We start from the raw sequence: 21,426 nt of genomic DNA on the forward strand, positions 1-21,426 counted from the left end.
TAATACTGTATTACTCCCTGAACCGCTTGAGTCGTATATCCTCTACTTCTATAATCTTTTGAGATACCATACATGATTTCTCTATTGGTTGCTGGAAGCTCGTCTTTTATTCCTGAACAACAACCATCCGATGGATTCTCCCGTTTCTTTAAGTTACTCAATTCAACTTCCCTTCAGGGCTCTACTTGAACTAATAATTCTTCCATAGTCATTTCTGGAGTTATAATTATCGTTTTGTTTAGTTTTCGACTTAGGTCTTTTAGGAAGTTCATGAGTACATCTATTTTTTTCTCTGAATTTATCTGTATTGGTGAAACATCAAATTCAATAACGCTTCCTTCATAAAAATATCCACAAATATCAATTTCACTATATTCAATAGTTATTCCAATACTTGCTTCTTTTTTAATTCTTAACAACTCAGCAATATCCCTAATTTTAGTTATTAGCCCATCTATAGTCACTCGATAATTAATTCTATCACTTTCCAAATAATCAAAAATTAAAGCCCATACTTGGATGTCTGTATCCAATACATAAATATCCCTTAGACTTCCATCTTTAAAGAATACTTCATTCATTACTTCATCGTAATTCATGCAAACCTCCTAACACTCCGCATTTCATCTAACGTTCTTGTATCTCCGAGCTCTCACCATCTATTAGCTTCTATTCTTCATTCATTCTATCTGCTCGTATCCTATCCAGCTCATTTCCTCAATGTTTAATAATTCTTTAAACTCTTCTACTAACTGATGCTCAGATTCTAGTTGTGTATAGTAATTATTATTCAAAATATCGTCTAATTGTTTTATTCGCTCATTATCTAGTTCAAAAAATCTAAATGTTTTTAGATTGCAATTTGTAAACTGTTTTGCTATTTTCTCATTGTATTCATTAGATCTCAGGACTTCTTCAATTAATTCAGTTCTGATTTTGTCCCCTCTAGGGTCGACATATAAAAATTCAATGTGATCTTCCTCTGGATATCTTTCTTCTGCAAGCTTAATAATTGAAGTATCTAATAACACATATGATATATGAAGACTTGCTACCTCTTGTGAGTTATAAACTACACGGTATCCCCAACAGTGATCTTCAAAATTATAAAAATATAACACTGGGATGTTTTCTGAAATTTGAAATAGACTTTCTGGAATTTCTTCACTTTCTTCTATATCTTTGGTTACGAAAACAAACCATTTGTCATTTAAATCCTCCGCGTATATAGGATCATGCTTAAGAATTGCTTCTTTATATTTCAATAGTGATAAGCTTCCTAAAGTCAATTCACTCATTTGTTTTGGCTCCTTTTTATTCATATTTCACTGATATTCTTCAAATTTATATTTTGTTAATTTATTTATTTCAATTACTTGTTCTTTATTAAAATAGCCCATTAGGCAACCTTGATCTAAAATTGAAATATACAATTTCATGGATTGTTCAGTCTTTATTAGTTCGTTAAATTTCTTGAATATCTCCATATCCAACCAATCATCATATACTTTCATTTCCCATCTGATAAGTTCATTAATATATTCAAAAGAGACCCATGCAGTACCATTCTGAATATCTACTTAATCCGTTATATTATTTAAATTAAGTTTTGTCATATTCTCTAATCGTATTATTATTCTTGCATAGTCTCCATGGTCCTCAATACATTCAGTATCTAAATACCAAATTTCCTCAGATACATTTATAAATTCACCATTCACTTCAACTTCTCCACCTAAAGTAAGTAGTAGCAAGTTGTAGGGATCTTCTTCATATTCATTTCTCGAAAATTCTTCCAAAAGTAATTCTTTTTTTAAATCTGCACTCATGAAGATGCCCAATTCAGAAAGCTTGTTTAGTTGATCTTCAAATATTATTTTCTTCTTAAATAAACCAAACAACTTAAACACCTTCTTTTTATGGTTTGCGTCCCTTTTCTATAACGCTTGTATTCATGAGCTCCGTCAGGGGTTGTCTGCTGAAATGCCTTCTCGAAATCTATCTCGCAGACTAAGGCACCGTAGGAGCTGCTACTTGAATATGATGTTAAGTGATGTCTTTGCTTCTTCGAAGCAGTGTGCATTATTGTTTTTCTATTATTCCAAAAGTATCATTAATGACTCTTTCATAGTTTGCCCATTCAAAATAAAAGGGACCTATATTTATTGGTTTGTTCTCATGCTCCAACTTGAAATCCTTCCATATTACAATTTCTTCTTCCCTGTCAATTTTCACTGAGATATAACCACACTCTTCATCTCCACACCAAGGACATACCAATATTGGATATCTATAGTACATATGCTCATGTGGTTTCTTCAGCGAAAAGTATTGAATCATTTCTTTTTGGTGATATTCGCTTCCCCATCCTAAGGATGGAACCAGATCGTGTTTCTTGAGCATTTGGTAAAGTGATCTTCCATCAATAATTAAATCTGCAAATTTTGTATTCTTATTCTCATCTCGTTCTGGGTCAAATTCATCATATCGGCTGGAAAGTTTAGTTTGTAGAGTATTTATCGTTGTCATTGGTTTCTCTCCTTGTTGATTATCTTACATAGATTTCACATAACGTTGATGTATTCACAAACCCTCACTGGCTTAAAGACCGAATGCCTGGCGTGATGCGGTTAATTAGTTTAGGGCTGTCCCGACAGTCACTTCATCGCCTGATGTTCCCAAAATCAAGGATCGACTTACCTCGGCCTTAGTATAGAATATATTGTTAGGTGAAGCACTGTAACTTCTTCGATTCTGCTTTAAGCATTATTCTAATTTGCTCGCTCTTTTATCTCTTTAATTATTTCTCTATATCTTTCTACATCATATTGAAATTTCAAGCCATACGTAATCATTATGCTCTTTAGGTCATCAAATTTATGTATTAATTCTTCTAAAAAAATGATTATTTGGTCCCAAGAGAAAGCAAACTTATTAGAAGTCTTAACCAATTGTTCCTTAAAAGGCGATTGCTCAGTTAACCAAAACAATCTATCATCCTCATGACTGACTTCAACATAGTACCCCCCACAACCAAATATACCGCAAGTACAAGTGAACATAGGGTACTTTCCTGGAATAATTAATGATTTTAAAAATTCATCTTCAACAAACACTTCATCTTCGCCCAACTTATTTCCGTTTATATATAAAGCTATCCTCCAATCAATAACAGGAACCATTCGCCCAGAATGTCTTGTAATATTTTTGTATTCTTTTCTTATGTCAATTTCCATATCTACTGACAGCACATCAAGTCTATTTTCATCTACTTTATTTAAGAATGTTTTCATGGTTTCTCTCCGAACTTGTTGTATAACCACCATATTTCGCCTAATATTTCTATATTCATGAACTCCCTCACGGGTTGCTGTCTGCTCTGGCTTCTTCAAAATCACTCTGGCAGACCAAGAGCTCTGCAAGATCCGAAGCATGAATATTGTGTTATATGATTGTTACCATCTTCTATGAAATACCTGCAGTCCTTAATTCAGCTTCCATTATTGCAAAGTATACATCCATGGCAATTTAAATAGATGTTATGCTTTTCGCATTTGGGATACCCTCTTGGAATTGTAGGGTTATCATCCCCCTCTTCAATTTCTGACCATTCTATATAATTGTTCATGTCAATATCTTCTTTATTAAATACTTTAATCATTAAGCCAAATTGATTCAAACAATTAACAACCCAATCTTGCCGTGGTTTATAGCTTAATTTCTCCCACCCTAAGCCATCTGCTGCATTTGAAATAGTATCTAGTATAAAATCTTTCTCGCATTCAAAGGAGTCTATAGTCCAAGGCATTTCATCAATATCAAAACCAACTGTTCCTATTCCAACTACAGACTGATCCCTTTGTGCTAGCCAAATAATTAATTCTTTTTCTCGATCCGTTTTAGCTAGTACTGATCCACTAATAGCTAGAACTTCAATAAAGGCTGAAGTTAATCCATTTGACATACCTATGGGCTCAATTACATCATTTAATTGTTTTGGTAATGAAATGGTGTTCGCCATACTGTCCTCCACTCCTTTTAACTTGGTTTTGCATGTTTTCATCTAACACCTCTGTATTCATGAACCTCAAAGGGTTTGTCTGCTAAAATGCCTGCGAAATCCAACTCGCAGACCTAGGCTCCATTGGAGGCGCAGCTTGAATATTATATTTTAAAGGTCACTTCCTTCATTAGATTTCCTCAACGTTAATTTTTGTTTAAATCCTTTTTCAGTATTATTTCCAAAGGTTCGTTCTCAAGCATTAAACATCCAGCATCTCTATATCCAAGCTTTCTATAAAAATGTTGAGCTTCTTCATTCGAAAGTGTTGAGGTCATGACCATTTCAAATCCTCTTTGTTTCATTAATTCTTCCCAATAGTGGACAACTTTTTTACCAATACCTGTTCCTCTATACTCCTCATCTATCCATATCATATTCATAAATGGTGTGTTGTCCCAAAAAAATCCGTATCTCATCCAACCTATTTCTTGATTGGATTCTCTAATGATTAGAATTTCATTTTCTTTTATTTTTGCTCTTATAAGTGCCTTATGTATGTGCTTGTCTCTTAACGAGATATACTCATAATCTGATTCAATCGCAAAATCAATCTTCATTGTAGACCCTCCTAATTCAATCTCATTTAATATCTTCTTGGCTAACACTTAGCACTGTAATGTTCTTTTATTCTTGGACCCCGTCAGGGGTTGTCTGCTGAAATACCTCCTTAATGTCCATTCAGCAGACCAAAGCTCCAACGGAGACGCTACTTTGATATTATGTTATACGATAATTGTGCCGCCCCAGATTATACCACAAAAATAGATTATAAAATCTTTTCAAAAATGTATAAGTCACCTTCTTCTCTAACTTTGGTAAACCCACACTTTGAATAGAAGTGATGATTCTTGACACTCCAGCTAGGAGTATCCAGCCACCATTTAGTGCTGTCCGGAAATTTATTTTCAATTTTCTCCATCACCTTCGTTCCGATTCCTAGATTTTTAAAATTTGGATCAATAAAGATCCTTCCTAGATTATGCACTTGATTACATTCTACAAATATCATAGCTCCCCCGATTATTTCTCCATTAAAGAGCACCTTGAAATATTCGCAATTTTGCATCATCTCTTCTTGCCAACTTATGGAGTCATATCCTATGGGCCCAACGGTTTCGTTATTATTAAAATGCTTTGATTCATCCTCAAAACTGGCCTTTTGTATTTCAGCAAGTCTTTGCGCATCATTTTTTCTAGCTTTTTCTAATGTCAGCACCAAACATACCTCCATTATCTTTTTATTTTTTCCAGGGTTGTCTGCTAAATTGCCCCCCCCAAACTCTATACCAGCAGGTCAAGGCTCCGTAAGGATTCGATGCTTGAATATTATGTTATCAGAAGTTACCGAACTTCTTCATTATGCATTCAAAATCAATCTGCAATTTTTTTATCAGCGAATTTTCTTATATGGTCTTTTTTTATTTTGTAATTTGATTATTAGTTCATCTGCATCTCTTTCACTTTTTTGAGCTTTTAGTGACTCTTCTTCTGTTATTTCTATTTCTATCATTTGAACCACTATTGTTCGTGTCCCTCGACACCAAGGTTCAGCAAATTCCAAAATTGTTCGACCATGACCGATGCCGGATATGGCATTGAACGGGTAATCCACCATTCCAATACCCCCACTGCCGCTGAAATTAAAAATTGCACCGTAATGTCCCTGTTCATATCCTGATCGAGGTTGATCGAATCCAGATGCTCGCACAGACTTTGCCGGAACATTGTCTCTATTTGGTTTCGAAAAACCGTACTTCCCTTGTTCGTCAGCATTATTGAGTAGAATGAAGCATGCTGCTCCAAATATTCAAACGTACGCAGTAGTGCGGTTTTGGAAGGGAGATGAAAGAAGTTATCTTCAGACATACAATTGCGTAGTAACTCTTTAATTTGAGCTTCCATGCATTGATCGCGCAGATCGTACTTATCAGCAAAATGCAAATAAACCGTTCCGCGATTGACATTCGCTTCCTCAGCAATTTGATTGATCGTAATTCTCTCGAATTCCTTTTCTGACATCAGCCTCATAAAAGCATCAATAATGGCTTGCCTCGATTTTTGAATACGCCTGTCCATATCCTTCTCCCCTTTGTGCTATCCGAAAAAATGAACACTTCGAAGTCCTCTGTTGAAAAATCAACAACCACGCTTGTTTTAACCATTGAACCCCATATACCGCTCTGATACATTCACTTTATAAAATTTATGTTGATGATTCAACATATGTTCAATTTTAGTGGAGCTGTAATCATGAAATCTATTGTTTTACAATCTTTGGAATGATTTAAATCACATTGAATTAGGAGGGTTTAAAAATTGAAACTTACAGGAAACACGATTTTTATTACAGGCGGCGGTTCGGGAATTGGACGTGCGTTAGCAGAAGCTCTCCACAATCTTGGAAACAAAGTTATTATCGCCGGTCGACGTAAAGAGCGTCTGGAGGAGACGATCAAAGCGAATCCCGGCATGTCCGCAGTGGAATTGAATGTACAAGACCCTGCCAGCATAAAGGCGGCCGCCAAGCGGTTAATCAAAGAATACCCTGATGTTAATGTCTTGATTAACAACGCCGGCATCATACAGTCCGATGACGCGGCGGGCGTGATCGATGAGGATGTTTTGATTTCGACTGTCACGACAAACTTTCTAGGTCCCATTCGGTTGATTTCTGCATTCATCGAGCATTTGAAGTCCAAAGAAGAAGCCGTTGTCATCAACACGACTTCGATACTTGGATTTGTACCATTAGCGACAACTGCTGTATACTCCGCGACAAAGGCAGCACTTCATACCTATACGCTGTCCCAAAGGTACATGCTTAAAGACACATCGGTAAAAGTAATAGAAATTGTACCCCCATGGGTTCAAAGCAACAACGATGAACCGCGTGCGATGCCACTTGATTCATTCATTGATGCAACAATAAAGATACTTGGCACGGATACAGACGAAGTTCTGGTGGAAGAAGCGAAAATGTTTCGAAATAGCCCTGGCCCGAACGAAGGTGTTTTTGTGACTCAGCTTAACGATACGATGAATTCTGAACCTCCAAAAATCCATTGATCCACCTGTAATTCAATTTGCAAAAATTTAGGCGAACATGAAGTAGACACTCAGCTCCGTCTACTTCATGTTCATTTTATTGCAACTTGCTCGTGAAGTAAGAAAAAGCGCCTAGTGGTCACACCCATGTTTACCTCTTAAATAATTTCGTTGATTTCACATAATGTAGGGAATTCCCGAAGTTCAAACAGCCCTTTGTTAGGTGATGTCGGGGACATCCTCGATTTACTAAAAAAATGTTTTCATGATCTTACTTCATTTAAAAATCTTGTTATTATCGGTAGGTCGGGAGGACTTATTTGATTAGGTATCTTGTTTAAATCAAAAAATCGTATATCTTGTACTTCAGCTTTATCACCTTTAATTATTCCACTGTATTCTTTACATATATAAGCTGCAACTACGTTATATACTTCATCTCCATGCGGATATCGATAGTAGAGTTCCGGGCCTGAAAATATATCAAGTAATTCTAACTCTTCGGCTTCTAAGCCTACCTCTTCAAAAAGTTCCCGGCTTGCAACCTCCTTCATATTCTCACCAGGCTCCATTGAACCTCCTGGTAATCCCCATAGACCATTGTCAGTTCTTTGCTGCAATAGTAATCGTCCCTCATCATCTATGAGAATCACACATGCTCCTGCCATAATTATAGGTCGGGTACCTACTAACTCTCTTAATTCTCTTATGTAATTCAATTTCTTCACGCCCCTTTGAGATCCTTCAACAGACCAAGGCTCCGTTAGGAGCCACTGCTTGAATTTAACGTTATATGACGGATTCACTTCTAAAATCTACTTTCGTCAATGGATAAGGCACGTAGTCCGGGTGGCTCTGCTACTTAGCCGGTTGAATGTTTCCGTTGAATCCGCCCTTCCGAAATGCATCTTCCGGGCTAAGGGTCGGGCTTGTCCCGGCCAGATGAGTTGAATGCTATGTTAAATAACGTTGACTTTTTTCGAGTTAAGTAATTATTATTCTCGTTTCCATTTATGTGTTTCGAGTAGTTTTCCAGTTTCATAAAAATACTTTATTACTTCAAGCATAGGAATTAATTCTATACAAATGTTATCGCAATAATTGCCTAACTGGCCACCAGCAACCAGATGAATTTCACCGTTTCCCTGTTTATTGTTCATAAGAGTATATATATTACCATCAATTGTAATAGACACTATAAAATATTCCGGTCCGCCTCCAACCAATGCTGAATCTGTATCTGATACCTCAAAAAAAACTAATGTAAATTTATCTCCATCGAGTTTTTTAAAAAAACTTAAAGTGTCTGCCCACGTAGGATTCATAACTATTTCTTCATTGAATGTGGTCCCAATCCATTCATCAATACTAATAGATTTTATCACTTTTTCTTTTCATCCTTTTTAGATGGTTTTATTTATTCGGGGGCTTTCATCTAACGATTCTACATTCACGATCCCAGCGAGTGCTCAGGTGTCCTACAGTGATCTCCTTTTCCGAAATCCTTCTGCCGGGCCGAGGGCGTATGCCGATGTGTGATACTATGTTATCAGATGAACTATGACAATTTTGAGGGTATCTACAAAATTTCTTCTCCCTTTAATATTTCATTTGAGAACTGGTCCACAGCCAACCACGTCGAAACATCCTCTTTGATATTCTTATTCCAAGCAACTAAAAAATGTACTTGGCATATCTCATTAGAATCAATTAGTGTCATAGGAATTTTAATGCCTTTATCAGAACTTAGGATAAAACCGTGCTTTTCAAAGTCAGAGTTTAAACATAGCGATTTAGGAATCATATCTCCTTGATTTCTTCTTGCCATTAACATATCCCCGTCTTGTGTCCCCAAGTGTAAACGGTATATCTGATTCTCGTATTCGACAGCTTCAAGATCTTCCCCAGTATTAGATCCATAATCTGTCCAACTGTAACCCTCCTTCCAAGAAGCAGAAAAGCTGCACGTACTTATTTGAGTGTTCGCATGAGGCTTTATTCTAAAAACTGCTCCCCAACATTCTTCTACTGTCAGATGTAAAGCGAGATTGAGCTTGGGTCTACAGACAACTAGCTCACAATCAAATGAATCATAATAATATTTATATAATGATCCACCATTTTTGAGTTTATAACTTTTTTCTGGATAATAGAAGTTATCAGAGACTGTGATTGAAAATTCAATTATTCCAAGAGGAGTATGTATTTGTGGCTGTAAGAGATTGTTTTCTTTAATTAAGACTTGTTCTCCATGAAATAGCTTCATTATTTTCCTCCTCATAGTCTTTCTAATAACGTTCCTGTATGCATGAACCCCAACTCGCTGGCCTAGGCTCCGATATTATGTTATGCGAAGCTTCTTCGAAAACTTTTGAACCGATGTTGCTCTTCTTAAAAACAATATTGAACTTGTATAATTATCACTTAGACATAAAGAAATTGAATTGTTAATATAGCAGACCAAGCCATAGAATACAGAATTTCTTCTTAAGCCTGTCCATTGCTTATGATTCTCTTCTGTATTTAATTTTTTGGCTAACTCAAAGACATGAGAATTCAAAAACATCTGGTATTCCTCCATCTCTAAGCAGTTTCGCATAACGTTCTTGTATCTACGAATCCGAGAGGCTTAAAGCGCAAAGCGCCGGGTCCATCGGACTTAGCCTCGCAGGGTTGTGAGCTGATCCCGCTTCTCTCTCTGCTTTCCACTTCTAGCGAACCAAGGGCAACGCCCGCAGCGTAGATGCGATGTTATATGAGGTCAGCTTTTCTTCGAGTCAACTAATAATTATGCTTCCTTGCTAGTTTCCACTTCATAAATAAATTTATATCACTTATAGCATCTAATATTATTCCTTTATGTTCTATATTATTTTTTAATTCTTTCAAAATGATTGGTTTTACTAGTCTTTTATCTAACTGTTTTTTAGTTCTTGCTATATGTTCTAATCCCAATACAGAATTCGCTCTTACATTTGGATTATCATGTTGCGCTGATTTAAGACATATATCTTGAGCAAACTTCCAATTGTGATGATACATTCCAACTGAAAGTGGTAAATATATAAGTTTTTCTACTTCTCGGCGAGTTAAAATATCTTTTATTTCCTGATCTGTGTATTCTTCGATATGCTTGTAAATTCGCTTCATAGTACTTGCTCCTAAATATAGCCTTTTTATTCCTAGCTGATCTCACATAACGTTTCTGTATTCAAGACGTCCGGCGTATGCCGAATATGTTCGACTGATTCTACTTCATGGCTTCTCAACTTCTGCCGAACCGAGGAGCGAATGCGACGATGCTTGGATGTGATGTTATACAGAGGTACCATGAATTCATTGAATCTACTTAGAAATCCTGTTTAATTCACCATCACCATTCTCTCCATTCTTCTGTAATATCTTGATCCTCCTCAATTTCTAATCCAGCTAGTCTTGCTGCCTTATCTATAAATTCAGCCAGTTCTTCACGTTCCATCGTTTCAATAAAATAGTGTTCTTTTCATTCAATTCATTAAACGTAATTACAATTTCTTCTACAGCCTTCATAATACTTTCAGGATGTTTAGTTTCTTGTAATAATATTAATTGGTTTAGATAGTTATCAAGGACTTTATCACACATTAATAATCTCTCTTCTGTAAAAAGGTCATCTCCGTATTCAACCATTCTTTTGTTTTTACAATTGAGTTGGTTTTTCATTAAATAGGTCCTGTAATGTCATTGGGCACATCCCTCATTTTCTTGTTTTTGTTTTAATAGATTTTTAAAATTGTTGCATAGTATTTCGCATATGAGTTTGCTTACTAACTTGCTTTTCACTTCACTTATCTTATTTTTTCTTTAATTCATCTTTTTTCATCTGTTAGCACACTTAAAGAAAGACCAATTACGGTCAACATCTGGTCATTACAATTGGCTTGGAGGGTTTATTCCCTTCTAAGTCTCAGATAATAAAAACCCACCTTCGGCTCTTAACCTTTAGGTGATTTTTTACCTTCTCTTGTTGTTATAGATGTATGTTAAAAATGCAAGAATAGATGTCCACAATAGTAACATTAGAGTCACCGCATCTTTTACATCCATGGTCTCACTTTTCGAAGGAAAACCATGCCCACCCAAGAGTCAATTGTATCTATATTTTACCTGTATTTGCGAATGCAAACAAGTGTTCTCATTTATTTTCTTGCATTTTTCTTTTATTCTACTTGTTATCCATCATTTCTAGCATATAACGTTTCTGTGTTCACGATGTTCCTCTGACTTATGCGAACGAAATGAGTGGCCGCCGTGCGTATGTGTCCGCCTGCCCCTCCCTGGCAATCCTCTTTGCCGGACCGAGGAACCGCCAGGCTCCGATGCGTGGATATGATGTTATCTGATGGATTGGCCATAAAAAAACAGTTCAACTTTCCCTCTATGACATAAGGCAAAGATGAACTGTCTTTAGTTCCTGTTAAAATCTCTATGCGCACAAGTAGCAACTTCTTCTCCCATCAAGCCAACAAAGCCTGAGCGATCTGATCCACAATGCCATTGATGCCTGTGGGTCCATAACAGCCGATCCATGTCGCGGCATCGACCGAGTGTATGTGCTGGCGCTCAACGGTATCAAGCATTCCCCAGACACGTTGCTCTGTCGCGGATATTCCCTCCTGCATGAGTTCATGGCTAAGCAAGAAGTAATGGCTGGCATGTACAGCCGGTAGTCTGTCAACTGAGATGTGATAGGCCGTGTCGGAGGTATCTGCCACAAATAACGGAACAGGCAGACCTAGATCATGGTACAGCACAGCCCCTGTACGATGAGAGGCAGAATGCACGCGAACCAGAGAATCCAGCGGACGGATCAGTGCCACGCTCTTGCCTGCCAGAACGCGAGCAAGTTCTTCGGACAGCAATGTGGTTCGTCGGTGATAATCCGCTATAATACGCTTTGCCTCTTCTCGTTTGCCTGTCAATTCACCGAACAGAGTCAGAATAGTCTGCCAGTTTTCATTGCGCTTAAACATGAGAACTGGAGCGATCCGGCTTAACTGTTCATAGTGCGGCTCATGTACCTCGGTGCAAATAATTAGATCCGGAGACAGTCGCTCCACTGCAAGCAGGTCGGGGTACTCATATGTTCCGAGTAATTCAGTATTCTGAAGTCCTGCCCTGATCGTTTGAGGGAAATGTAACACTGCATTGCCTAGTCCTACACTACCTGCTGGAGAGAGCCCCAGCGCAAGCAAATGATCGGCATATTGCACATCGAGTACAGCGATACGCTTCGGAGATCCGATAACATAGTATTCCCCTCGCATATGGCATATCACCGAGCCTTGGGCCGACTCATATGAAGAAGCTGTGCGGTTCCGCTGCAAGGAATGAGCATAGTCTATATCTGTTTTCGAAGCGGCATCAAGCCTATAACGCAGCGGAGGGATGCCATAATATTTCTTAAACGCCCTACTGAAATAATACATGTCGCGATAGCCCATTCTGTCAGCAATTTCACCGATGGGAGCATCCGTGTGACGCAGCATCCGCGATGCACTCTCCATGCGCAACTGAATGACATACTCAGTCAGTCCGAGCTGCTTCTCTTGTTTGAATCGTCGCTGCAGCTGTCTTAAGCTGCATCCAGCAAGGGCTGCCAGCTCTTTAAGCTCCAGATTCTGGCGATAATGCGACGCTATATATGAAGCGACAACATCCACCATGTCAGACGCTTCTCCTCCCTGATCACGTTCGTAATCCATGATCAGTTCGTAGATCATGCCCTGAAGCAACGCATTGGCATGAAAACGTTCCATCCCTTCGCCACGACGCCATTTGGCAACAATTTTTTCTGCATTCTCGATCCATTCTGCTTGGGTTACCGAATTTTGCACAAATGAAGTGCGCAACGGATGTTTTCGATATGAAGGCAAAACAAGAGAGGCTCCCTCCATAGAAGAAGCCTTGTACATGATCACGATATAATAAATGTCGTCTGATCTGGCCGTCAGCGTTAAGGATGTCCCCTTAACAACATGACCAGCAAAAGAAGCTCCAATGTGGCAAACCTCACCATTCATTGCAAGCTCCCCTTCCCCTCCGTATGCCAGCAACAACACATTCGAAGTTAATTCCGTTTCGCGAAGAACACTGCCTGTCTGCAAAGTACCGCTATACTCGTCAAGCATCTTGATCGTTGTATCACTCCATAGACTTGTCTGTTCTTGTAGCGGCATTTCTCTCATCTCCTGACAATAGCATCCTTTGCTAGAGTGACTCACATGACTAGGCTTAACCAATTAACTACAACCAGGCCTGTTAGCAAAAGTAAAATTGTTACTGTTGTCATTTTAATTGAGATTTATTCTCATTGTCAATTTTCGGACATTTTCTGCAATATTCCCCTGACATCCGGTAATAAAAACAACAGGTGGTACGCTTGCTTTTCACGGCTGGAATGCTGTCCTTATTTTTTGTGAACCGGGTGAACGGATTTCTTTTTACACCGAACAAATGCCCGGGCGCTCCTTGCGTCAGATATGAAAAATCTGCCTGGATGTGCTGACTTTCTTGCTCAGCATTGTCTACTTCAGGAGTATATAATGGGACAATGCGTATCATGATATTCTCCCAAAGGATACTCATCGAAAGAGGAGCAATCGCAGCAAGCGTCTTTAACAGCGGTGCAAGGTGTAACGCAAACATCTCCTTTACCACCTTTTCCCGCCACACTTCCCTGTCTCCAGTTAGTGCTTCTGCCCGAAGCCCGTTCATAGCTAGAAAAGGAAAATGCGTCCCCCCCTCATTAGCTGTGAGCGTCGGATGATAGAGAAAGCTGTTGTCTAGCCGAAAAGAAACATGCTGATGATGAACGGTCATCGCGGTCAGCAACGGAGCAATCCACAGGTAGCCGATTCGCTTAGCTAACATCGAAGCAGCTACCCTCATGTCAGGCGCACCAATATACTCTTGAAGCCAGCTTAAATACTCTCGGCATGCAGCTTCTTCATGTAGTTGACTCAAAGCAATAGTACGGACATTATCTTCAGATGGCTCACCAAGCCGAATCGAGTGTTCATCCACCGTTTGCTGCCATAAGTCAGTCGATAGATAATGGTCCATTTTAATTCGATCCCAACAGTGCTTCCGATGCCTGATCTACAATAATATTAATTGCAAGTGGGCCATAATAAGCGATCCAAAGTGTAGAATTAACATCATATGCACGGTTATTTTTGACTGCATCAAGGGATTTCCATACTGAACTGCTATCCAAAGCCTCTGCCTCTGCCGCAAACAACTCATCAGACAGAACAAAATAATGATCTGCACCAATCTCAGGAACTTTCTCCATCGAGATTTCAACGGAGGTATCATCTTTGATCTTCTGGACTAATGCAGGCATTTTTAAGCCCAAATCCTCATACAGAATGCCGCCTGTTCGATGCTCAAGACCATGAACACGAATGCCTTCTTTTCTCGGACGAATAAGTGCTACCGTTTCCTCTCCCAACTTCTCCGACAGCTTCTCCTTCAGTCCTGCAATTTTGTCCTCATAAGCCTTACGCACAGTTTCTGCCTCTGCCTGCTTACCTGTGATCGCAGCCACCGTAGCTAACGTATCTCGCCAATCCTCGTAGAAGTCGAGTACGATTGTGGGTGCTATTTTGCTTACACTCTCATACTCTTTCTCTTGAAAATCAGTCATTAAAATAAGATCCGGGTCCAATGCTACAATCGCTTCCAGATTGGGCTTGTCCCGTGTACCTAAAACCTGTACGTCACCCGGCTTATCGCCTAAATATTCCGGAAATGTGGTATTGCCTTCAGCGATAACACTGCCTGCCGGCTGCTCGCCAACGGCTAGCAATTGATCCAGAAATTTGACATCAAGCACAGCAATTTTCTTTGGTTTCTCGTTAAGCGTATACTGACCCTTCATATGCGAGATCGTAACCGGGAAGGCTCCGGCAGTCTGAGACGCTCCATTCGAAGGCGTGTCCGTTGGAGTTGTAGCAGACTCATTGCCGCCATTTGTACCTGCTCCGGCACCGCAAGCCGTCAGTACAAGAACAAGGGCCAGCATCCAGCCCATTAAAAATCGTGATTTATGGTTAGCATGTGCCATGCTTCCGGCAGCTTGCCTCTTTGTTCCTTTATTCATGGTGAATCCTCCTTATGTATGATAATGATTTTCATTATCGAAATATAAGGCGAGTATAATATATCTCCACATCGCGTTACCATGTACTTTTGCGACATTTCAGCCGGACTAATGCGACATGTAAACCGCTATATCTTCATTTACAATTCTATCAGCTCTTTTACTAATTACTGCATAATCATCGTCTAATGTATCAAGCCAACAAAACCAAGAATCTCCCATTTTTTCTTTTCATTGATTTCTACCTCTTGCGTCAATGTACATTCCATATCCATTTGTTCCATTGAAACTACAACAGAGGTTTGTATGATAAATTTGTGGTACTCTTCATTAAATTCTGAATGTGGGACTCATAAAATGTTCCTTTGGATTCATAAGCCATTTTCGGTGAAACATCTATCTTTAATACCCTTTCATCCGCAGATATTTCTAAAACATTTTGCTTTCTCCTTTTATCAAGTATTTCCTATAACGTCCTTGTATTTATGCACCCGTTAGGGGGTGTCTGCTGAAATAATTTCTCTCCAACACTCTTCTATCAGACCCAGGCTCCAAAGGAGCCGCAGCTTGAATATTATGTTATGTGATGCCACATCTTCTTCGAACTTTCTACCTACAATTATTTATGGATTTGAACTTTGATTTTAGATATTTGTTTATCTATTAAATTATAGATTTTTTCGATTTCATCTTCTTTGATCTTATTTTTTACCAATTCATTTTTAATTTCTTGTTGAAGTTCAATTAACGCTTTAAGTTTCAATGTTATATACCAGCCTGTCCATTCCGTAACTAGGCTATCGTCAAAGCATTCGCCATCGGTATAAAAGAACATTCTATAATAACCTATTCTCTTTTTTTTGTAGTAAATGTCTAACGTAGATATAACCTGCTGGGAATAGTGACTGTCTGCAATCTGATAATCGGAATGAAAAATAGTTTTATACTCAATTGTATATATTGAAGGCTTAATATCTTCTAGATTCAATTCATCAAAAAACAAACTAATTTCTTCTGGACATTCTTTCATGTAGTTATTGAATGTTACCCAAAAACCTTCTAAGGTCCTATCCATAATTTTATGTGTATCAATCCAGCTCTCTAGCGCTAAATTATCCAATTGAATCATCCATCCTTTAAAATCTTATGTGATTTCACATAACATTTCTGTATTTATGAACCTCTAAGGGGTTGTCTGCTGAAATTCCTCCCCTAAATCCATCCGCAGACCAAGGCTCCAAAGGAGCCGCTGCTTGAATATTATGTTATACGACGAAATTACTTCTTCGATTAGGCTTTATTTATATTTTTTCAACGCTCTAACCTATTTAACTTAATCATGTTTATTCGAGGAATTTTGTACTTCCAAGCGTGCTTGTATACTGCTTTTAATATATTCAAAAAATTCATTATTGATTTTCTTAATTCTTTTCATTCCTTCACTTTTATTGGCATATCTCAAATCGAAATACTTCCATTTACTTTTATCACCATAATCATATATTTCCCATCCAGTTTCATGATACGTGATGAATTTATAAAAAACGGTAATCTTATAACGTGAAATTAAAAAAACTACATTACATTGGTAAGGGAAAGTTGCCGGATAACTTGGATTTAATTTTATTTTAAGAGAGTCAAAAGTAGTATTCAGCCTTGTAAAAATACCTTTAAACTCAACTTTTGGCTTAAACAATGGGATGAGATTCCCATAAATATTGTTACTATTACTGATCTCTTCTTTCTCTACTTCAATAAAATAATCATTAGGCTTTTCATCAATCCACCTAGCTACTGAATCTATGTCTAAAATTTCTGTATAATTTGATACTTCAATAACATCTAAAGAAAATATCTCTGCAAGAAAGTCAATATTAATTATTTCAGCAAATGCTTCTTTCATCTCACTTAAAATCTTATCAATCTCATCTTTAGATGAATATGATTTAGATAATCTTTTAATTGCTTCAGTCAATGAAGTTTCTTCTTTTTTATAATCAAGAATTTGTTTTTCATATTTTTTTATATCAATATTTTTTATGATATCTGTAATATTACAAAAAATATCACTCATAGTGCCTTGAGTAACAAAATAAGGAGTTTGTTTACTTGACTGAGCAAATTTATCTTTAATGTATTCTATAATGCTTGCATAGCTGATTTCATTTCCTTTGTAATTTAAGATGGCTTCGGCAAAACTTTTTGTAAAATGACTAATCGTATCTACATAGGAAGACTGATGGCTATGAGAAGAGAACATAAAATACAAATTACTAATTGCTTTTTCTTGTTCGAAGATTTGAGTAACCTCTAAATCTCCTTTGATATAAGGTATTCCGGAATTACATGCATCAACTACTTTTACAGTTAATTTTGGATCAACTCCTCTAATCTGTTGATCAATAAAATTATTTGAAAGAGTAGTTGTATTATATTTTTCTTTTGAATAGTCTGTTAGAACAAATCTAAGATCCTCTTCTTCCCCATCATAAGTTCCATGTCCAGTGTAGTAAAAGAAAAGTTCCCCAATCTCTTCCTCCTTTATACCAGAGAAGAAACTCGTTAAACTTTCTTTTACATTCAGAGAATCGGTTTTTTCATATATTTCTAAAACATCTGTGTATTTATTTGTTGCCTTTAAAATATCTGATATAAGTTTATAATCATTTTTACAACCTGGTAGTGGCGTGATATTTTCGTAATCTGATACTGCTATTACTATAGCTACATTTTTCATGATGTAATTCTCCCTTTCTTTAACTTTGATTCTGTCGTATAACGTTTCTGTATTCACGAACCCGAGAACCTTGAGCCCCAACGGGGCGGCCGCGACGCGGTTAGGTTCGCAGGTTTTGTCCGCCTAGATCCAAATTCCTCGGGAGGACCAAGGAGCCGTCAGGTTCCGCAGCGTGAATAAGATGTTATGTGATGTCGACAACTTCCTTAAATTAGCTAAATGCCTAGTACTGAAATATAATTTTTGGATTTCAATCGCTCTTTAATCCATGTTTGAAATTCGTTAATTAATTTCCTCAGTTTTTCAATGTTATTTTCATAGTCTTTTATAAATTCATCTTCACTACATCCAAAGAAAAAGCCAATATGCTCTTTAAGTGTATTCATTTCGGGTTGTCCTTCAAGAAGATTTATTACTCTTTCTAATCTCCCTAGGATTCTCCCCCAAATTTCCTTTTGAATCTCATTAAAAGCATAGTGATCATAAGTAGTATATTCACTTTCAATTGATTTCTCTATAAAACCAAATACTTCTTCGGTCAAAAAGATTGAAGTATCATTCCAACATTGACCAAGATATCTACCCGGCAAAATTTCAATATAACAAGTGCCTTCAAGTTCTTCTTTATTTCTTATTATCTTCATTGTGCTTACCTCTTAAATAATATCGTCGATTTCACATAACGTTTGTGTATCTACGAACCCTCACCCCCTTAAGGACCGTAGGTCCGGCCGCGATGCGGTTAGGTGGTGCAGGGTTGTCTGGTGAATAGGCTTCCTCAAAATCCCTCTTGCAGACCAAGGCCGACAGGACGCAGCGTATATACGATGTTAACTAATGTTCCTGCCTCCTTCGAAATAATCAATACTCTGGTCTTTAAATAGTTCTTTCAATTCCCTTGATGTTTCACTAACAAAGATCTTAATAATTTCTGCTTTAAAATAGATAGGTGCTATATGAGGTTCATTCTTTAGATTTTGCAGCCATCTCACCTTATTATCCCTATACTGATTGACTTCAAGCTGCGTAATGTAAGGATTTATTGTATATCCCTTGGCTTTTAAGAGTTTTGTAAACAGTTTTTCAGTACTTCCCATTGATCTTAAGAGATCAAATTCTACTTGGCTAACTTCAAGGTTATATGTCTTTCTAATATCATTCTTTTCGCCTCTGTAGTTTTTCTCAAAATCGAAATAGACGGTATCTGTCCACCTTAAATCTGTATAAATATGTGAAAAGTAACCTATAACAAAGTCCTTCCATTCTGGCCCCGCTTGCTTCAGTAAATATTCCTTGCACTTCTCCATGATCAATTCCTTGGCTGGTAATTTATCGTTATGTACGAGATGAGTCACACCTTTTTCTTCCCTGGATACCTTCCCTCTCATATGAATCGCATCCGGAGCAATACTGCCTAACAAAAAATTGGGTGAGGGGTCATTAATAGAAAGGTTTTCTGAAATTGCAAAGTGTACCATAGGCCAAGGCAAATTAATTCCTCCTTTGATATTTCCTTCAATCATGAACTTGTCGGAATTTCAGTTAACGTTCAGGCATTCACGAACCCTCACTGCCTTAAGCGACCAACGGGAGCGGCCGCGATGCGGTTAGGCAGTGCAGGGTTGTCCGCCTGTTAATCTTCCCTGAAAATCCTCGGGCGGACCAAGGGGTGCGACAGCGACCCGCAGCGCGAATGTTTTGTTATCGGATGTCAATACCTTCCTCGAACCTCTAAAAATCTTGGAGTCAGTTTCGCTTTTGTTTCTATATCTTATAGTTTTCTTGCCTTTATCACAAAAGTTACTGGAAGCATCTTTGCTCTCTTTGCCATATCGCTGTTATCATCCCGCAATTGCATAAACTCATAATCAGATTCCTCAATCATTAGCTCAATTACAAACCCAGCTTTTGCAAGCGCGTTTACATAAGTTGACAGCATACGGTCCGCTAACAATAGCTCACCTTCATCAACTACCGGATACCAACCTTCATTAAAGTAACTCTTATTAATTACAAACCTATCATTTTCTGTAGTGACCCATCTGTGTATAGGGTGAGACCAACTGAAAATAAATAGCCCGTCTTTTTTAAGGTAAGAAGATATTCGTCGAAAGGTACCCTCAAGATTGGTGGTCCAACCTATGGCATAAATTGAATAAACATAGTCAAAATAATCCGTCGGGATGCCGCATTCTTCTTCCATGGGAGAACATATCAATTTTGCTGCTATTCCACATGACTTCAAATGTTGCGCTGCCTTTTCAATTTGTCTTTCTGAAATATCCACAGCCCATAGTTCAGATGCGTTTCGTTCCCCTTGATATTGCAAGGATTGACCATTTCCGCAGCCGATCTCCAGCAGTTTTTTTCCTGAGATATCACCAAAGAGCTGGCACTTTTCTTCTGAGATAAATGCTCCATAATAAGGGAGCACGATTGCTTTTAAGAAGTCATTGCCTTTGGTATCCCAATATAGGCTGTTTGTTTTATGAACAACATTCTTTTTTAAGTCTTCCGAGCTGCCGACACCATTTTCCCCATCAACAATAATGCTTCTTCTATTTAATGAATTCTTGTCCATGAAGGCACCTTCTCTTAGTAGATATTTATATTTGAGCATTTCAGATTTGCATTAATTTCCGATAACGTTCCTGTATTCACGGCTCAGCGTATGCTGAGTGTCCGGCGTATGCCGGACCAAGGACGAATGTCCGCAGCGTGAATATTATGTTATAGGATGTATCCGACTTCTTCGATAATGCTAATCTATTCAATCAATCAAATGAAAGTATAGAAATACTTACTTCTTAACAACTGAAAGTTGTAATATTTCCAGATCACTTCTTAATGCCCTTTCAACAAATTCTGGTCTTGTATCTCCATCAAATGTTGTAATCACACGTTTTACGAAATAATCTGCTAAATCATACTCTTTGTACTTTTCATCATTTAATATTTTATTCCCACTACATACACTTACTGTTCTCTTACTTCTATCGTACTTATAAGGTGCTATTTTCATTACTTTAGGATTCGGCGTTATTTTTCTCATTTTTTCAATTTGTTCTTTCAATCCTTTTGATTCTAATTTACTGTTTGATTCTTTCATCAATTTTGCTTGAATAAGAATTGCTTTCTTTATTCTTTTTGCCGGATTCTCTTTATCCACTATTTCAGCTACGATTGATAAGTCAGCTCCATACTTAGACTCAGCAGAATTCTTCCCTCTATCATCTATATTCGCTCCAAAGAACTCTATTTTGTAGTTATCATCATTTATCACAGTCCCTCGTAGATTGCTTAGTAATGTCGAGGTGTAATGTGATTCTTGGTTATTTTGTTCAGGTAATGTCTTTAGAATAGCATTGTTAACATAATCCTTAAGTGTTTTTCTTATGTATTCAGGGAAACTAAATGCATGTTTCATAAGTTCTC

The 21,426-nt window shown here is 37.7% G+C and carries 23 protein-coding genes and 1 pseudogene; 1 reads left to right on the forward strand and 23 read right to left on the reverse strand.

Annotated elements, in window-relative coordinates; all coding sequences use genetic code 11:
• Positions 1-173: 173 nt before the first annotated feature.
• The 9 genes from MKY16_RS16815 to MKY16_RS16855 all read right to left on the reverse strand — a co-directional run bounded on the left by MKY16_RS16815 (position 174) and on the right by MKY16_RS16855 (position 6,139).
• Positions 174-599, reverse strand: a complete 426-nt coding sequence (locus MKY16_RS16815) for a protein export chaperone secb (protein ID WP_340956250.1) — start codon at positions 597-599, stop codon at positions 174-176.
• Between the two features lie 81 nt (positions 600-680).
• Positions 681-1,298, reverse strand: a complete 618-nt coding sequence (locus MKY16_RS16820; protein ID WP_340956251.1) for a hypothetical protein — start codon at positions 1,296-1,298, stop codon at positions 681-683.
• 282 nt (positions 1,299-1,580) lie between these two features.
• On the reverse strand, positions 1,581-1,901 hold the full coding sequence (locus MKY16_RS16825; protein WP_340956252.1) for a hypothetical protein: 321 nt from the start codon (positions 1,899-1,901) through the stop codon (positions 1,581-1,583).
• Between the two features lie 181 nt (positions 1,902-2,082).
• Positions 2,083-2,529 (reverse strand): oxidoreductase, encoded by a 447-nt coding sequence (locus MKY16_RS16830; protein WP_340956254.1) that lies wholly within the window; start codon positions 2,527-2,529, stop codon positions 2,083-2,085.
• Between the two features lie 242 nt (positions 2,530-2,771).
• Positions 2,772-3,293: a hypothetical protein gene (locus tag MKY16_RS16835; protein ID WP_340956257.1), complete on the reverse strand. Its 522-nt coding sequence runs from the start codon at positions 3,291-3,293 to the stop codon at positions 2,772-2,774.
• 197 nt (positions 3,294-3,490) lie between these two features.
• Positions 3,491-4,021 carry a hypothetical protein gene (locus tag MKY16_RS16840; RefSeq protein WP_340956259.1) on the reverse strand — a complete coding sequence of 177 codons (531 nt, stop codon included), beginning with the start codon at positions 4,019-4,021 and terminating at the stop codon, positions 3,491-3,493.
• A 185-nt stretch (positions 4,022-4,206) separates the two neighbouring features.
• On the reverse strand, positions 4,207-4,620 hold the full coding sequence (locus MKY16_RS16845) for a GNAT family N-acetyltransferase (protein ID WP_340956261.1): 414 nt from the start codon (positions 4,618-4,620) through the stop codon (positions 4,207-4,209).
• A 209-nt stretch (positions 4,621-4,829) separates the two neighbouring features.
• The gene (locus tag MKY16_RS16850; RefSeq protein ID WP_340956263.1) at positions 4,830-5,279 is read right to left on the reverse strand and encodes a GNAT family N-acetyltransferase; all 450 of its coding nucleotides are present in this window, start codon (positions 5,277-5,279) and stop codon (positions 4,830-4,832) included.
• 302 nt (positions 5,280-5,581) lie between these two features.
• Positions 5,582-6,139 carry a TetR/AcrR family transcriptional regulator gene (locus MKY16_RS16855; RefSeq protein WP_340956265.1) on the reverse strand — a complete coding sequence of 186 codons (558 nt, stop codon included), beginning with the start codon at positions 6,137-6,139 and terminating at the stop codon, positions 5,582-5,584.
• Positions 6,140-6,379: 240 nt separating this feature from the next.
• Between MKY16_RS16855 and MKY16_RS16860 the strand changes: the two genes are divergently transcribed.
• The gene (locus MKY16_RS16860) at positions 6,380-7,129 is read left to right on the forward strand and encodes an SDR family oxidoreductase (protein WP_340886016.1); all 750 of its coding nucleotides are present in this window, start codon (positions 6,380-6,382) and stop codon (positions 7,127-7,129) included.
• Between the two features lie 242 nt (positions 7,130-7,371).
• Here the strand turns inward: MKY16_RS16860 and MKY16_RS16865 are convergent, their stop codons facing one another.
• From MKY16_RS16865 to MKY16_RS16930, 14 genes and pseudogenes are all read right to left on the reverse strand, one after another.
• Entirely contained in the window at positions 7,372-7,827 is a 456-nt protein-coding gene (locus MKY16_RS16865) for an NUDIX hydrolase (protein ID WP_029515453.1), read from the reverse strand.
• Positions 7,828-8,103: 276 nt separating this feature from the next.
• The gene (locus MKY16_RS16870; protein ID WP_029515454.1) at positions 8,104-8,493 is read right to left on the reverse strand and encodes a hypothetical protein; all 390 of its coding nucleotides are present in this window, start codon (positions 8,491-8,493) and stop codon (positions 8,104-8,106) included.
• Positions 8,494-8,687: 194 nt separating this feature from the next.
• Positions 8,688-9,374 (reverse strand): hypothetical protein, encoded by a 687-nt coding sequence (locus tag MKY16_RS16875; RefSeq protein ID WP_069010401.1) that lies wholly within the window; start codon positions 9,372-9,374, stop codon positions 8,688-8,690.
• A gap of 515 nt (positions 9,375-9,889) precedes the next feature.
• Positions 9,890-10,258: a hypothetical protein gene (locus MKY16_RS16880; protein ID WP_340956267.1), complete on the reverse strand. Its 369-nt coding sequence runs from the start codon at positions 10,256-10,258 to the stop codon at positions 9,890-9,892.
• Positions 10,259-10,481: 223 nt separating this feature from the next.
• A pseudogene (locus MKY16_RS16885) lies at positions 10,482-10,832 on the reverse strand (hypothetical protein).
• Between the two features lie 772 nt (positions 10,833-11,604).
• Positions 11,605-13,326: a helix-turn-helix domain-containing protein gene (locus tag MKY16_RS16890; RefSeq protein WP_340956268.1), complete on the reverse strand. Its 1,722-nt coding sequence runs from the start codon at positions 13,324-13,326 to the stop codon at positions 11,605-11,607.
• 109 nt (positions 13,327-13,435) lie between these two features.
• Positions 13,436-14,212, reverse strand: coding sequence for a (2Fe-2S)-binding protein (locus tag MKY16_RS16895; RefSeq protein ID WP_340956270.1), 777 nt, complete (start codon positions 14,210-14,212; stop codon positions 13,436-13,438).
• Position 14,213: 1 nt separating this feature from the next.
• The gene (locus MKY16_RS16900; protein ID WP_069010396.1) at positions 14,214-15,254 is read right to left on the reverse strand and encodes an ABC transporter substrate-binding protein; all 1,041 of its coding nucleotides are present in this window, start codon (positions 15,252-15,254) and stop codon (positions 14,214-14,216) included.
• A gap of 619 nt (positions 15,255-15,873) precedes the next feature.
• A complete protein-coding gene (locus tag MKY16_RS16905; RefSeq protein ID WP_340956274.1) occupies positions 15,874-16,374 on the reverse strand; it encodes a hypothetical protein in 501 nt (166 codons plus the stop codon).
• 213 nt (positions 16,375-16,587) lie between these two features.
• Positions 16,588-17,991 (reverse strand): caspase family protein, encoded by a 1,404-nt coding sequence (locus MKY16_RS16910; protein ID WP_340956276.1) that lies wholly within the window; start codon positions 17,989-17,991, stop codon positions 16,588-16,590.
• Positions 17,992-18,206: 215 nt separating this feature from the next.
• Positions 18,207-18,635, reverse strand: a complete 429-nt coding sequence (locus MKY16_RS16915; RefSeq protein WP_340956278.1) for a hypothetical protein — start codon at positions 18,633-18,635, stop codon at positions 18,207-18,209.
• Positions 18,636-18,821: 186 nt separating this feature from the next.
• Positions 18,822-19,481 carry a hypothetical protein gene (locus MKY16_RS16920; protein WP_340932774.1) on the reverse strand — a complete coding sequence of 220 codons (660 nt, stop codon included), beginning with the start codon at positions 19,479-19,481 and terminating at the stop codon, positions 18,822-18,824.
• Positions 19,482-19,762: 281 nt separating this feature from the next.
• Positions 19,763-20,572 (reverse strand): class I SAM-dependent methyltransferase, encoded by an 810-nt coding sequence (locus tag MKY16_RS16925; protein ID WP_340956280.1) that lies wholly within the window; start codon positions 20,570-20,572, stop codon positions 19,763-19,765.
• Between the two features lie 219 nt (positions 20,573-20,791).
• Positions 20,792-21,418 carry a hypothetical protein gene (locus MKY16_RS16930; protein WP_340932780.1) on the reverse strand — a complete coding sequence of 209 codons (627 nt, stop codon included), beginning with the start codon at positions 21,416-21,418 and terminating at the stop codon, positions 20,792-20,794.
• Positions 21,419-21,426 lie beyond the last annotated feature (8 nt).

Source organism: Paenibacillus sp. FSL L8-0641, assembly GCF_038006265.1.
Taxonomy (GTDB): Bacteria; Bacillota; Bacilli; order Paenibacillales; family Paenibacillaceae; genus Paenibacillus; species Paenibacillus polymyxa_D.

Excerpts from the sequence above, each read along its gene's own strand:
- MKY16_RS16815 (WP_340956250.1), bottom strand. The coding sequence starts at position 599 with ATGAATTACGATGAAGTAATGAATGAAGTATTCTTTAAAGATGGAAGT.
- MKY16_RS16820 (WP_340956251.1), bottom strand. The coding sequence starts at position 1,298 with ATGAGTGAATTGACTTTAGGAAGCTTATCACTATTGAAATATAAAGAA.
- MKY16_RS16830 (WP_340956254.1), bottom strand. The coding sequence starts at position 2,529 with ATGACAACGATAAATACTCTACAAACTAAACTTTCCAGCCGATATGAT.
- MKY16_RS16835 (WP_340956257.1), bottom strand. The coding sequence starts at position 3,293 with ATGAAAACATTCTTAAATAAAGTAGATGAAAATAGACTTGATGTGCTG.
- MKY16_RS16840 (WP_340956259.1), bottom strand. The coding sequence starts at position 4,021 with ATGGCGAACACCATTTCATTACCAAAACAATTAAATGATGTAATTGAG.
- MKY16_RS16845 (WP_340956261.1), bottom strand. The coding sequence starts at position 4,620 with ATGAAGATTGATTTTGCGATTGAATCAGATTATGAGTATATCTCGTTA.
- MKY16_RS16855 (WP_340956265.1), bottom strand. The coding sequence starts at position 6,139 with ATGGACAGGCGTATTCAAAAATCGAGGCAAGCCATTATTGATGCTTTT.
- MKY16_RS16875 (WP_069010401.1), bottom strand. The coding sequence starts at position 9,374 with ATGAAGCTATTTCATGGAGAACAAGTCTTAATTAAAGAAAACAATCTC.
- MKY16_RS16880 (WP_340956267.1), bottom strand. The coding sequence starts at position 10,258 with ATGAAGCGAATTTACAAGCATATCGAAGAATACACAGATCAGGAAATA.
- MKY16_RS16890 (WP_340956268.1), bottom strand. The coding sequence starts at position 13,326 with ATGCCGCTACAAGAACAGACAAGTCTATGGAGTGATACAACGATCAAG.
- MKY16_RS16895 (WP_340956270.1), bottom strand. The coding sequence starts at position 14,212 with ATGGACCATTATCTATCGACTGACTTATGGCAGCAAACGGTGGATGAA.
- MKY16_RS16900 (WP_069010396.1), bottom strand. The coding sequence starts at position 15,254 with ATGAATAAAGGAACAAAGAGGCAAGCTGCCGGAAGCATGGCACATGCT.
- MKY16_RS16910 (WP_340956276.1), bottom strand. The coding sequence starts at position 17,991 with ATGAAAAATGTAGCTATAGTAATAGCAGTATCAGATTACGAAAATATC.
- MKY16_RS16915 (WP_340956278.1), bottom strand. The coding sequence starts at position 18,635 with ATGAAGATAATAAGAAATAAAGAAGAACTTGAAGGCACTTGTTATATT.
- MKY16_RS16925 (WP_340956280.1), bottom strand. The coding sequence starts at position 20,572 with ATGGACAAGAATTCATTAAATAGAAGAAGCATTATTGTTGATGGGGAA.
- MKY16_RS16930 (WP_340932780.1), bottom strand. The coding sequence starts at position 21,418 with ATGAAACATGCATTTAGTTTCCCTGAATACATAAGAAAAACACTTAAG.